The 12,640-nt window shown below is 69.5% G+C and carries 13 protein-coding genes; 5 read left to right on the top strand and 8 right to left on the bottom strand.

Features of this window, described 5'->3' with window-relative positions:
* Positions 1-131 precede the first annotated feature (131 nt).
* Positions 132-824, top strand: coding sequence for a nitroreductase (locus tag LIV37_RS17965; RefSeq protein ID WP_020868538.1), 693 nt, complete (start codon positions 132-134; stop codon positions 822-824).
* Positions 825-2,249: 1,425 nt separating this feature from the next.
* Here the strand turns inward: LIV37_RS17965 and LIV37_RS17960 are convergent.
* Positions 2,250-2,762 (bottom strand): DUF6333 family protein, encoded by a 513-nt coding sequence (locus LIV37_RS17960; RefSeq protein WP_148717835.1) that lies wholly within the window; start codon positions 2,760-2,762, stop codon positions 2,250-2,252.
* 164 nt (positions 2,763-2,926) lie between these two features.
* Here LIV37_RS17960 and LIV37_RS17955 point away from each other — a divergent pair, with 164 nt between their 5' ends.
* Together LIV37_RS17955 and LIV37_RS17950 are read left to right on the top strand one after the other, a co-directional pair.
* On the top strand, positions 2,927-4,429 hold the full coding sequence (locus LIV37_RS17955; RefSeq protein ID WP_121825395.1) for an FAD-dependent oxidoreductase: 1,503 nt from the start codon (positions 2,927-2,929) through the stop codon (positions 4,427-4,429).
* Between the two features lie 10 nt (positions 4,430-4,439).
* Positions 4,440-4,928 (top strand): MarR family winged helix-turn-helix transcriptional regulator, encoded by a 489-nt coding sequence (locus tag LIV37_RS17950; RefSeq protein WP_020868536.1) that lies wholly within the window; start codon positions 4,440-4,442, stop codon positions 4,926-4,928.
* 3 nt (positions 4,929-4,931) lie between these two features.
* Here LIV37_RS17950 and LIV37_RS17945 read toward each other — a convergent pair whose 3' ends face one another.
* Complete coding sequence (locus tag LIV37_RS17945) at positions 4,932-5,141, bottom strand: DUF397 domain-containing protein (protein ID WP_373920629.1); 210 nt, start codon at positions 5,139-5,141, stop codon at positions 4,932-4,934.
* Positions 5,134-5,994 carry a helix-turn-helix domain-containing protein gene (locus LIV37_RS17940; RefSeq protein ID WP_020868534.1) on the bottom strand — a complete coding sequence of 287 codons (861 nt, stop codon included), beginning with the start codon at positions 5,992-5,994 and terminating at the stop codon, positions 5,134-5,136. Before LIV37_RS17940 ends, LIV37_RS17945 begins: the two co-directional genes overlap by 8 nt.
* Positions 5,995-6,146: 152 nt before the next feature.
* Between LIV37_RS17940 and LIV37_RS17935 the strand changes: the two genes are divergently transcribed.
* Entirely contained in the window at positions 6,147-6,641 is a 495-nt protein-coding gene (locus LIV37_RS17935) for an ATP-binding protein (RefSeq protein WP_020868533.1), read from the top strand.
* On the opposite strand, the gene LIV37_RS17930 is transcribed toward LIV37_RS17935, so the two are convergent.
* Both LIV37_RS17930 and LIV37_RS17925 read right to left on the bottom strand, forming a co-directional pair.
* Positions 6,638-7,288: a hypothetical protein gene (locus LIV37_RS17930; RefSeq protein WP_148717836.1), complete on the bottom strand. Its 651-nt coding sequence runs from the start codon at positions 7,286-7,288 to the stop codon at positions 6,638-6,640. The two genes, LIV37_RS17935 and LIV37_RS17930, sit on opposite strands and share 4 nt — an antisense overlap.
* A 73-nt stretch (positions 7,289-7,361) precedes the next feature.
* The gene (locus LIV37_RS17925) at positions 7,362-7,931 is read right to left on the bottom strand and encodes a TetR family transcriptional regulator (protein WP_020868531.1); all 570 of its coding nucleotides are present in this window, start codon (positions 7,929-7,931) and stop codon (positions 7,362-7,364) included.
* 119 nt (positions 7,932-8,050) lie between these two features.
* Here LIV37_RS17925 and LIV37_RS17920 point away from each other — a divergent pair, with 119 nt between their 5' ends.
* Positions 8,051-8,962, top strand: coding sequence for an SDR family oxidoreductase (locus LIV37_RS17920; protein ID WP_020868530.1), 912 nt, complete (start codon positions 8,051-8,053; stop codon positions 8,960-8,962).
* A gap of 603 nt (positions 8,963-9,565) precedes the next feature.
* Here LIV37_RS17920 and mctP read toward each other — a convergent pair.
* The 3 genes from mctP to LIV37_RS17905 all read right to left on the bottom strand — a co-directional run bounded on the left by mctP (position 9,566) and on the right by LIV37_RS17905 (position 12,383).
* Positions 9,566-11,179 carry a monocarboxylate uptake permease MctP gene (mctP, locus tag LIV37_RS17915; protein ID WP_121824810.1) on the bottom strand — a complete coding sequence of 538 codons (1,614 nt, stop codon included), beginning with the start codon at positions 11,177-11,179 and terminating at the stop codon, positions 9,566-9,568.
* A complete protein-coding gene (locus LIV37_RS17910; RefSeq protein ID WP_044570137.1) occupies positions 11,176-11,436 on the bottom strand; it encodes a DUF3311 domain-containing protein in 261 nt (86 codons plus the stop codon). Before LIV37_RS17910 ends, mctP begins: the two co-directional genes overlap by 4 nt.
* 152 nt (positions 11,437-11,588) lie before the next feature.
* Entirely contained in the window at positions 11,589-12,383 is a 795-nt protein-coding gene (locus LIV37_RS17905) for a GntR family transcriptional regulator (RefSeq protein ID WP_020868527.1), read from the bottom strand.
* Between the last annotated feature and the right edge of the window lie 257 nt (positions 12,384-12,640).

Genomic DNA, 12,640 nt, shown 5'->3' with positions numbered 1-12,640 from the left:
GCACATCCGGCCGAAACCGCGCCGGTCACCGGGCCCCTTCCGGCAGGCCCCGGTGACCGGCGACGACGTGCGTTCGAGCTGCTGAGGACGCACATGGTCACCTTTGCCCGTTCCCGGCCGTCAAGGACGGCATGGATGTCTACGAAGCGATCATGAGCCGACGGGCGGTGCGCGGGTTCACGGACGCGCCAGTTCCGAGGGAGGTGCTGGAGCGGGTGCTGTCCGCCGCGGCCCGCTCACCCTCCGGCGGGAACCTCCAGCCGTGGCGGGCGTATGTGGTGACCGGCGACCCGCTGGCCGAGCTCAAGAAGCGCACCGCCGAGCGGGTGGCCGCGGAGGATGGCGGGGACGAGCGGGAGTACCCGATGTACCCGCCCGGGCTGAGCAGTCCGTACCGCGAGCGCCGCGCCGAGGCCGCCGAGCGGCGGTACGCCGCGCTCGGCATCCCACGGGACGATCAGCGGGCCCGCCACGGGGCCGTCGCCGCGAACTGGGACTGCTTCGGCGCGCCCGCCGCTCTGTTCTGCTACCTCGACCGCCGTATGGGACCGGCCCAGTGGGCCGACGCCGGGATGTATCTGCAGACCGTGATGGTGCTGCTCCGCGCCGAGGGGCTGCACAGCTGCGCCCAGATGGCGTGGTCGGTCTACCGCCGGACCGTCGCGGAGGTCGTGTCGCCCCCGGCGGGGCTGGTCCTCTTCTGCGGCATGTCGATCGGTTACGAGGACGTCGGCGTGCCGTACGCCCGCTCGGAGCGGGCCCCGCTCGCCGAGACGGTTACCTTCCTCGGCGACCGGGGCCCTGGGCCTTCTCTATCCGGCTAGCTGTCCTCGGTGGTCCTGCGTCGCCGCATCCACCACACCAGCGTTCCGCCGGCTGCCGCGAGGGCCGCGGCGATGCCCGCGATCAGGCCCACGGGGACGTTGGAACCGGTGTCGGCGAGGTCTCCGTCCGGGTCCTTGGTCGCGGGCGGCTGACCGGCGTCCCCGCCGCCCGGGGTGGACGGGTCGGGTGCCGGAGTGGTCGGCTGGTCGGTCGGTTTGTCCGTGGGTTTGTCCGTGGGCTTGTCGGTCGGACTCGGCGTCGGGGTCGGGCTGGGCGCGCGCAACCGCGTCGGGTTGGGTTCGTCGCCGCCGGGGAGCTTGCCGGAGGTCCCGCCGAGGTACGCGGTCTCGGTGTCCTGGTAGGTCGTCTCGGCGCCGGTGGAGGTCTTGGTGGTCTTGTCCAGGCCGCGGTGTTCGAGGTTGAACTGGGTGCGGTTGATGTTCCGCCTGGGCGCCTTGGAGAAGTCCACACCGCCGACGGTGATCACCCAGACCTCTTGGCCCTTGGTGAGCTCGTACTTGAACTCACCTTCGGTGAAGATCTTCCGGTACTTGTCGAAGACCTGCTGCTTGTCCCAGTCCTGGTTCGGAGCGCGCAGCGGCCACCGCTTGACGTCGTTGCTGTCGATGATGTTGTGGAAGTCCGTCGGCGACGCCGCGTCCTTCCGGCGGATGTACTCGGCGGCCACGCGGGCGTTGTAGACCCGGCGCAGGTCGGCGTACTGGGGCTCGGTGTTGATCCACTTCTCGACGAGCGGGACCACGGTGTTGTCGAGGACGCGTTCGTTGTGCTCGATCTCGGCCTTGGTGAGGTCCTTGGCGCAGGAGTTGCCGCCGCCGGGGCCGGGGGTGTCGATGTCCATGTACTCGGACTTGAGCTTCAGCGGGGCGTCGAGGATGTAGACGCCGCCGTCCTGCTCACGGACCTTGGCCGTCTTGGGCTCGATCCAGTTGCGGCCGGAGTTCAGGCAGGGCCAGCCGTTGCGCTTCACCAGGCCGTCCCACGTGGCCTTGCCGGTGGTGGTCTTGGGGTCCATGGCCTTGAAGAAGTCGTGCTTGAGCCGGAGGTCGGCCTCCAGCAGCACCCGGCCCGCGTCGGTGGACGCGAACTTCTTGTCCATGATCGTCTCGGGCTGGTCCGGGTTGAGGTTGACCCAGAACTTGTCCGGTGTGAGCGCGAGCCAGGTGAACATGGCGTCCGAGGACATCGTCAGCTTGGCGTCCCCGCCGTACCCCGGATTGGTGTCGGGGTTCTTGGCGTAGTCGGCCTTCATCGAGTAGTTGAAGCCCTTGCCCTTCACCGGGTCGCCCACATAGCTGAGCTCAAGGCTGGAGAAGTCGATGCCGCCGGGGCCGCGCATGAAGTAGCCGCGGGAATTGTTGTTGTTGTAGATCCGCTGGAGCTTCTGGGCCTCTTCCAGGGACTTACCGGACCGGAGTGCCTGGTCGATGAGCGGACCGCGCATGCCGTTCTTGCGCGGGTCGGGGTTGAACCGCGGGTCGTAGCGCGTGTAGTTGTTCGGCTTCTGGGTGCGCTCGATCGCGTTCGAGCGGCGCTCGTTGATCCCGGCCACCGTGCGGGTGGTGTTGCGGTGCTGCTGGATTTCCTTGTTGAGCTGGGAGGAACCGCTCGGACAGGCTGATCAGGGCGGGGTCGTTGATCTCGGTGACGCCGGCCCAGCAGCCGACCCGGATCACCTCCAGGTCGGCGCGGGTGTCCACCTCGATGAGTTCGGTGACGGCAATCGTCTCCCGGTGGTCCAGGACCCGGTCGACGGTGCCGAACGCCTCGGCGAACGCCCGCGCCCGCGCCTCGTCATGGGCCGGGAGCGCGCCGTCCGGGCCGGGGAACGGCGGGCGCACGACGGTCAGGGTGAACTCGCCGTGGCGCTCCACCGGTTCATCGGAGGGGAAGTCCCACAGGGTCTCGTCAGACATGGAAAACACCGTAGCCGCGGGGTGGGGCCGGGGTGGTGCCACCGCAGTCGAGATATGTGCTTTAAGCACAGATGAAAATCGCCCAGAGCGCTACTCCCGCTTGACTGAGCCCCTTCATCGCGTGCATTCTGCACGCGATGAACTTACCCATGGAAGGCGAAGCCATGCGTGTCTCGGAACCCGAAGTGCTCATCTGCGGCGCCGGTGCCGCCGGACTGACACTCGCCATCGACCTCGCCCGCAGAAATGTGGACTTCCTGCTGATCGACAAGGCGGCCGGGCCCTTCATGGGATCCCGCGGCAAGGGGATACAGCCCCGCAGTCAGGAGGTGTTCGAGGACCTCGGTGTCATCGACCGGATCGTGGCCTCCGGCGGGGAGTACCCCGTGATGCGCTTCTACACCGACGAGGGGCCGGTCGACCGGTCCTTCGAGATGTCCGGCCCGACCCCGGCGGAGCCGTACCACATCCCGCTGCTGGTCCCGCAGTTCCTCACCGAGCGCTGTCTGCGCGAGCGCCTGGCCGAGCTGGGGCACGCCCCGCTGTACGGCCACGAGCTCACCGGAATCGACCAGGACGACGACGGAGTGTCCGCGCGGATCGCCACCCCGTCCGGGGAGCGGACCGTGCGCGCCGCCTATCTCGTGGGCGCCGACGGCGGATCGAGCTTCGTCCGCAAGTCCCTGGACATCGGCTTCCCGGGCAGGACGCTCGGCGTGCGGGCCGTCGTCGCCGACGTACGCGCCGACGGCGTCTCGACGGACGCCTGGCACCGCTGGGGGGAGGGCACCGACACGCAGGTGTCACTGTGCCCGCTGTACGGCACGGACATGTTCCAGTATGTGGGGCCGGTCCCCTTCGACGCGGACATCGACGTCTCGGCGGCGGGCCTGACCGCCCTCTTCCACGAACGCACGGGCCGCACCGACATCGTCGTCCGCGAGGTGCCCTGGGCTTCCGTCTTCTCGATGAACGCCCGCCTGGCCGACACGTATCGGATCGGCCGGGTGTTCCTGACTGGTGACGCCGCCCACGTCCATCCGCCGACGGGTGGGCAGGGCCTGAACACCGGCGTGCAGGACGCGTACAACCTCGGCTGGAAGCTCGCCGCCGTCCTGGACGGCGCCCCGCGCTCTCTCCTGGACAGCTACGAGCGGGAGCGCCGCCCGATCGCCGAGGCCGTCCTCGGCCTCTCCGAGCGGCTGCTGGAGGCCGCGCGGAGCCGCTTCACCAGCCGGGGCCGTGAGGTCAGCCAGCTCGACCTCGGCTATGCGGACTCGCCTCTCACGATCGCCACGCCGCACCGGGACAAGGGCCCGCTGGCGGGGGAACGCGCCCCCGACGCCCCCGTCACCGGTGCCGGAGGGCTCGACACCCGCCTCTTCAGCCTCTTCCAGGGCCCCCACTGGACCCTGCTCGGCTACGAGACCGACCGCGCCGCCGCCCCGGCCGTGCGCAAGGGCCTGCACATCCACACCACCGGCCCGCGCGGCGATCTGGACGATACCGGGGGCCACTTCCGCGACGCGTACGGCCTGGCGGCCGGGCAGTGGGTGCTCATCCGCCCCGACGGATACATAGCGGCTGTCGCCGACCTCCACACCATCGAGGCCCACCTCGACGCCGTCGGGTTGCGCACCGGGGGTGCCTCATCCGGGTGGCGGTAGTCTCTGGGCCATGGCCACACGACGCCAGCGGCAGGTCACGCAGCGACGGCTGCATGAGTCGATCATCGATCTCATCGCGGTCATGAACCAGCCGCACCGGGACGAGATCCTCATCGCCGAAGCGGGTATCCAGCTCGACCGGGCGCTCTTCCAGCTGATCGTGGGCATCCACCGGTTCGCCCCGATCGGCGTGGTCGAGCTCGCCGACCGAGCGGGCCGTGACCACACCACGGTCAGCCGCCAGGTCGCGAAGCTCGCGGAGCTGGGTTTGGTGGAACGCCGTCCCAGCGCGGAAGACCGTCGCGTCAAGGAAGCCCTCCTCACCGAAGAGGGCCGCCGCGTCATCGACGCGCTCGACGCCGCGCGCGGACGCCTCAGCCAGCCGGTGTTCGAGCAGTGGAGCGACCGCGACCTGCTCGAACTGGAACGGCTCATGCGGCGCTTCGTGGACGACCTGGTCGGCAAGTCCGCGGCCGAGAAGGCCGCGGACGGCCGCTGATCCTTACGCCTCGCCGAGGTGGTCGAGCTGCCCCGCCTTGGCGCTGCGTATGAGGGCCCCTAGGGCGGTGGGGTTGGTGGTGAGGATGGTCTCGGGTTCGTCGCTCTCGCGGAGCCGGATGGTGGCGTTGTCGAGTGCGGAGACGTAGAGGCAGGCGTTGCCTTCCCCGCTGAACGAGGACTTTTGCCAATCGCGAGCGGACAACTCATTCACCTTTCAGGGTGCGGATGATGCTCTGGATGAGATCGCGTGATCGGCTCTCCGGGAGCGCGACCGTTTCCATACGGTCCAGCACGACGCGGTACTTCTCCAACTGGGCTGCTGCGTCGAGGAGTTCGGAGCCATGCTCCGTATCGAGCTGCACGGTGTCCAGCTGTGGGACCTGCCCAGCGGCATAGAGGATCGACTGCCCCGAGCCGGGAAACGATCCGGCCTCGAAGGGGATCACGACCACCTTGATGTGGCCGTGCTCGCTCATGTCCAGGATGTGCTGCAACTGCGCCCGTGCCATGTCCGCTCCTCCGAAGCGCATACGCAAAGCGGCCTCATGGACGATGGCCGTAAGCGGCGTGGGCTTGTCCCGGTACAGAATGCCTTGGCGTTTGATGCGATGCGAGACGCGATGCTCCACCTCTGGCGGAGGCAGTGTCGGAACGACCTGCCGGAAGATCTCACGGGCGTGCTCGGCCGTCTGAAGCAGACCGGGCACGTGCGCGATGTACGCCGTGCGCAGTGCCACGGCGTGGTGTTCGAGCTCGGCCAGGTCCAGCAGCCCGGTGGGCAGGATTTCCCGGTACTCCTCCCACCAGCCGCGCTTGCGCTGTGCCGACATGTCGATGAGCGCCGCGATCAGCGCTTGGTCCGCGCATGAGTAGTTCCGCGCGAGTGCTCGTAGCCGGTCCGCGCTCACGCCCAACCGGCTCGCCTCGATATTGCTGATCGCTGTTTGGTTGGTGCCGAGCAAGCTCCCGGCCTCGGTCGACGACATCCCAGCGCGCTCGCGGAGCCTACGGAGCTCGGCGCCGAGGCGGAGTTGGCGTGCGGTCGGAACGCTTCTCATGGGCATCTGCCGATTCTCTCTGCTCATGCGCAACAGGCGTGTCACTCACACGGGTGGTATATGCAGCCCTTTTCCGCTCAAGGGTGAATACCTTAAGGTGTGCCGACTACGGTGTGTGCCGGGACGTCGCACAACTCCCCGCACAGACCGGAGACTTCATGCCCACCGTAGCCCCGGAAAACCCCTGGTCGTACTCACTACGCCTGCCCCATGACCCCCGCGCCGCGGCCATCGCCCGCACTACCCTCCGTGCGGTCCTCGCCCGGCACGAGCTGGGCGAGCTCACCGACCCCGCGACCCTCGTCGCGAGCGAGATGGTCACCAACGCCTACCGCCACACCACCGGCCCCGCCGAAATGCGCATCCGCGCCGTGGAGGAGGGGCGTCTGCGGATCAGCGTGTGGGACACCAATCCCGACATCCCGCCGCCCTTCGACAAGCCCCCGGCCCTCTTCGACCGCTCGTCCGCCCTCGCGGAGGCCGCCGCGAACACCGAGGCCACCTACGGCCGTGGTCTTCTCATCGTCCGGATCTGCGCCGACAACTGGGGCGGTTACGCCCTCGCCGACGAGCTCTTCGGGCGGAGCGGCAAGCTGCTCTGGTTCGAACTCGCGCCGCAACACACCTGCGACGCCTTCGAGATCGCCGCCTAACGCCCGCCGGGCGTCATAGCAGGCGGGAAGGAGTTCAGCTCCGGCTCTCCGTAGGAGTCGTACGATTCCTCCTTCTCCTGGCTCCAGTCCGGGTCCATCGCGCAGGGCCCACCGCTGCCTCCGCCGAGCCGGTGGAACTCCGCCTCCCAGGTGACCCCGGTACTGAAGCCGTCGCGCTCGGCCTCGACGCTCCACTCCTCGACCTGCTCGTCCTTCCCGAACTCCGTGATGCGCCACCCCTCCGCCTTGAGGTGATCCCGCACCCTGCGCAGCGCGGGCAGCGCCTCCGCCCGGTCCACCTTTCCGATCGACCACCCGTGGATCAGCTGGTACGCGCCTTCCACGGGCGGGTCGGCGAAGCTGAACAGGCCGTCCGGGTAGCAGTAGTTGGAGTCGTAGGTGTTGTGGTTGTCGACATCGACGTAACCGCCTTCAACCGTGCGGTCGATGCCGAGCGCGGCGTAGGCGTCCCGGGAGTACCCGGAGAGCCGGCGCGCCCGCTTCTCGGGGTCGACGTCGGGATAGGTGGAGTCGACGCTCGCGTACGCGAGCCCCGCGAGTCCGGCCACGGCCAGCGCCAGCACGCTGGTGCACCCGACGCGCCACCCACTGCCGCCCTTTCTGGCGGGCGCCTCACTTTCGGTCATATACCGGACGGTAGGTCCCGGCCCCGGCGGCCCGGATCCGCGCGGCCGCTCAGGGCGGCCTAGGTACCGGTACTCAGGTCAGGACGGTCGCGGAGAGGTCGCGCAGATCGTCGAAGGCCCGGAGGAGGTGCGCGTCCAGGCTCTCTGTGGGGTCGTCGATCCAGGCCCCGGCGGCGTGGTGGAAGGTGGCCCAGCCGGTCTGGGCGGCCAGGTCGGCCAGCCGGTCGGCGACACCGCGCTGCCGCAGGGCCTGCGCCACGGCTTCGGTGAGGGACGCCGCCTTGGCCAAGTCGCGTTCGCGGAGCGCCGGCGTCACGGCGATGATCGCAAGTCGTGGTTCGGAGAACGGACGGTTCTCCTCGAGGATCCGGCCGGCTTTCCGGAAGGCGTGGAGCAGTATCTCCAGCGGTCGCAGGCCGTCGGGCGCCTCGGCCACCTCCCGCATCAGCGCGGCGCGCAGATCGGCCTCGCCGTCGAAGAGCACCTCGCGCTTGTCGGGGAAGTGCCGGAAGAACGTGCGCTCGTTGACACCGGCCCGAGCGGCGATCTCGGCCGTGGTGGTCCGGTCGAATCCGCGCTCCCGGTACAGCTCCAGAGCCGCCTGCTGAAGGCGGCGGCGCGCTTCTGCTCCGCTCCGTGGCACGCCCCGAGGTTACCGCACACGCCGACGGCCGACATTCCGTTGCGTCAGTGACTGGCGCTATCGTAAGGTCAGTGACTGGCGCTAAGTAGCGCCAGTCACTGGCACTAAGTGGGAGTCCCATGCATGTCTTCGTTACCGGTGGTTCCGGGTTGACCGGCCCCACCGTCGTCGCCGAGCTCGTCGCGGCCGGTCATACCGTCACCGGTCTGGCGCGCTCGGACACCGCCGCCGCCCGGCTGGAGTCGCTGGGCGCGACCCCGTACCGCGGCTCCCTGGAAGACCTCGACAGCCTGCGCGGCGGCGCCGAGGCCGCTGATGGGGTTCTGCACATGGCCTTCGGTGGCGACTTCGCCGACCCGGACGACCTGGAGCGGCGCGACCGGACCGCGATCGAGGCGCTCGGCGAGGCGCTGGAGCACTCGGGCAAGCCGTTCGTCTCCACCTCCGGCACGCTGGTCATGCCCGGAGGGCGGGAGACCACCGAGACGGACGAGCCCGACACGGCCGGGATCGCCGGGTTCCGGATCCCGGGCGAGCGGGCGTGCCTGGGCTTCGCCGACCGGGGGGTGCGCGCCAGCGTGGTCCGGCTCGCTCCGACCGTCCACGGGCCCGGGGACTACGGGTTCATCGGCATGCTCGTCGCCACCGCCCGGAAGACCGGGGTCTCGGCGTACGTCGGCGACGGGGGCAACCGGTGGCCCGCGGTCCATCGGCGCGACGCGGCCGTTCTGTTCCGCCTGGCGCTGGAGAAGGCTCCGGCGGGGAGTGTGCTGCACGGGGTGGCCGAGAGCGGCGTCCCCTTCAGGAGCATCGCGGAGACGGTCGGGCGGGGTCTTGGCCTGCCCGCGGTTTCCCTGACCCCTGAGGAGGCGGCCGGGCACTTCGTCAGCCCGGCGATGGCCACGTTCTACGGCTTCGACGGGCCGGTCTCCAGCTCTCGCACCCGGGAGCTGGTCGGCTGGACGCCCGCCCATCCGACCCTGCTGGAGGACGTGGAGCACGGCGACTACCTCGCCGCACCGGCCTCCTGACGCCTGCGGCGGGTTGTTCCCCACCCCGCCCCTTCCCGAAAACTGGAGCTCCGCCCCAGACCCCGCTCCTCAATCGCCGGAGGGGCTGGAAGGCGGGGCTCCGCCCCGGGCCCCGCTCCTCAAGCGCCGGAGGGGCTGGGTGGTGGGGCTCTGCCCCGGGTCCCGGGGGCCAGGGGTGGAGGGGCTGGAAGGTGGGGGCTCTGCCCCCGGCCCTGCTCCTCAAGCGCCGGAGGGGCTGGATGGTGGGGCTCCGCCCCCAGGCCCCGGGGCCCAGGGGTGGAGCCCCCGCCGCTCGGCGGAGCCGGACTACGGCGCGGAGCCCCTGCCACCCGGCGGAGCCCCGATTTTCAGCCCCTCCGGCGTTTGAGGAGCGGGGTCTGGGGCGGAGCCCCACCACGCGGCGGAGCCGCATATCGATGCCGTGGGAAGGGGCGGGGAGGGGACAAGCCCGCCGCAGGCGTCACGGTCCGCCAGGCAACCCCAGCACCCCAGCACCCCAGCGCCCCTGACGCCGGCGCCGTACGTACGGCGAACGGGCCGCCGGCTCCCCGAAGGAGCCGACGGCCCGTTCGCCGTCAATCCGCGCGGCCCGCCGCTAAGGCGTCAGTGGCCGCCAGGGGCGCCCGCCGTGGCGGGCGGGAGGTCGGTCTGGACGCCGGGGTCGCCCGCGTCCGCCTTGTAGTCGGCGGCGGACGTCTCGTCCACGCCGTCCGGGGCCTTGACCGCCCGCAGGATCAGCGTCAGGACGACCGTGACCACCACGTTGAGCACGATGGCGGTGAGGCCGATGTAGCCGATCTCGCCGATACCGGGCACATCGGCGGTGTTGCCGAAGTGCTTCTGGGTGCCGCTCGGGGTGTCGTACGCCTTCCACGTTCCGTAGACCATGCCGACGGCCCAGCCCGCCAGCAGTGCCCAGCGGTGGAACCAGCGGGTGAACAGGCCGCCCACCAGGGCCGGGAAGGTCTGGAGGATCCAGATGCCGCCCAGCAGCTGGAAGTTGATCGCGACGGTCTTGTCCATGCCCAGCACGAAGATCAGCGCGCCGACCTTCACCAGCAGCGAGACCAGCTTGGAGACCTTGGTCTCCTCCTCGGGCGTGGCGTTCGGCCGCAGGAAGTCCTTGTAGATGTTGCGGGTGAAGAGGTTGGCGGCGGCGATGGACATGATGGCCGCCGGGACGAGTGCGCCGATGCCGATCGCGGCGAAGGCGACCCCCGCGAACCAGTCCGGGAACATGTCCTCGAAGAGCTGGGGGATGGCCAGCTGGCCGTTCTCGACGGTCACCCCGGCGGCGATGGCCATGAAGCCCAGCAGTGCCAGCAGCCCCAGCATCAGCGAGTACAGCGGCAGGATCGTGGTGTTGCGGCGGATCACCTCACGGCTGCGGCTGGAGAGCGTGGCCGTGATCGAGTGCGGATACATGAACAGGGCGAGGGCCGAGCCCAGGGCCAGCGTGCCGTACGCCCATTGCCCCTCCGCCGGGGGTGCGAGTCCGCCCGCACCGGCCTTGGTGAACTTGTCGTTCGCCGCGCTGAAGATGTCGTCGAAGCCACCCAGTTTGATCGGGATGTAGATGATCGCCACCGCGATGACGATGTAGATCAGGGTGTCCTTGACGAACGCGATCAGCGCGGGGGCGCGCAGACCCGAGGAGTAGGTGTACGCGGCGAGCACACCGAAGGCGATCAGCAGCGGCAGGTCCTTGATGAACCAGTTGGTGTTCTCCCCGCCGCCGACGCCCATCACGTCCAGTACCGCCTGGATGCCCACCAGCTGGAGGGCGATGTACGGCATGGTGGCGAGGATGCCGGTGATCGCGACGGCCAGCGAAAGACCCTTGGAGCCGAAGCGGCCGCGGACGAAGTCCGAGGTGGTGACGTACCCGTGCTTATGGGACACCGACCAGAGCCGGGGCAGGAAGGTGAAGATCAGCGGGTAGACCAGGATGGTGTACGGGACCGCGAAGAACCCGGCCGCGCCGGTCGCGTAGATCGCGGCCGGGACGGCGACGAAGGTGTACGCGGTGTACAGGTCGCCGCCGAGCAGGAACCAGGTGATCCAGGTGCCGAAGCTGCGGCCGCCCAGACCCCACTCGTCGAGGTTGTTGGCGTTCTCGGCGGCGCGCCAGCGCGCGGCCAGGAAGCCCATGACCGTGACGGCCACGAAGAAGAAGATGAAGACGGCGAGCGCGACGCCGTTCACTCCGCCGTTCATGCGGAGTCACCCCCCTTGCGCTCCCGCTGCTCGCGGCGGACCAGGATGTAGGCGACCGAGGTCAGCACGGCCGAGATCGGCACCCAGAGCATCTGGTACCAGTAGAAGAACGGGATCCCGATGAGGGTCGGCTCGACCTTGCCGTACGAACCGACCCAGAGCATCCCGACAAACGGGGCGATCAGGCACAGAGCGGCCACGACGCGCGTGGGCGTCACGACCGGTCTCCTGCCGGGTGAAGCGGACGTGTCTGACATGTGGCGGGCTCCAGTCCCCTCGGCTCATCACCTGCGTCACAGTCGATCACCTGGATCACAGCTGATCATTTGTGTAATGCGCAGGAAATCTAAGCCCGGGGCCGGGCGGCCGTCACTACCCGTCCGTATATCGGTATGAGAAAGAAAGCTGGTCAGTCGTTCGGCCGCTGCAGCCGCGCCACGAACTTGTAGCGGTCCCCGCGGTAGACAGAGCGCACCCACTCCACCGGCTCCCCGGCCGCGTCCCGCGAGTGGCGCGAGAGCATCAGCATCGGGAGCCCCACGTCCGTGCCCAGCAGCCCCGCCTCGCGCGGGGTGGCCAGCGAGGTCTCGATGGTCTCCTCGGCCTCGGCCAGCCGGACGTCGTACACCTCGGCCAGGGCCGTGTAGAGCGAGGTGTACTTCACCAGGCTGCGGCGCAGCGCGGGGAAGCGCTTGGCCGACAGATGGGTGGTCTCGATCGCCATCGGCTCACCGCTGGCCAGCCGCAGCCGCTCGATGCGCAGCACCCGCCCGCCGGCGGCGATGTCCAGCAGCCCGGAGAGCCGGTCGTCGGCGGTGACATAGCCGATGTCCAGCAGCTGGGAGGTGGGCTCCAGGCCCTGGGCCTTCATGTCCTCGGTGTACGAGGTGAGTTGCAGCGCCTGGGAGACCTTGGGCTTGGCCACGAACGTGCCCTTGCCCTGGATCCGCTCCAGACGTCCCTCGACGACCAGTTCCTGGAGTGCCTGGCGCACGGTGGTGCGCGAGGTGTCGAACTCCGCGGCCAGGGTGCGCTCCGGTGGGACCGGGGTGCCCGGTGGCAGGGTCTCGGTCATCTCCAGCAAGTGGCGCTTGAGGCGGTAGTACTTCGGGACGCGCGCGGTGCGTGCCCCATTGGAGCCGTTGCCGTCGCTCTCGGCCGTCGTGGTGGCCGCCGCTGCCGCCGTTGCCCCCTCGGTGTCCATCGCGCGCCCTTCCGACTCCTGGTCCGCTGCCGTCACCGGCGTCCATCTCCGTCACCGGTCTCCTGAAGAATCCAGCGCCTCACATCGTGGCACGGTCCCGGCTCCGGGCGGTCCGCCGGTCCGGATGTCGGGAAGTGTCGGTCCGGTAACGGAGCCTCCGGTGACTCTTATACACCCTTGACACCCCAAAAGGTCTAGGCCAAGCTGCGGGCACTGGTCTGGACCATTAAACCCCTGATCCGGCCTTCTGAGGAGTG

The organism is Streptomyces rapamycinicus NRRL 5491 (assembly GCF_024298965.1).
Classification (GTDB): Bacteria; Actinomycetota; Actinomycetes; order Streptomycetales; family Streptomycetaceae; genus Streptomyces; species Streptomyces rapamycinicus.
This window is presented reverse-complemented; position numbering and strand designations above follow the sequence as displayed.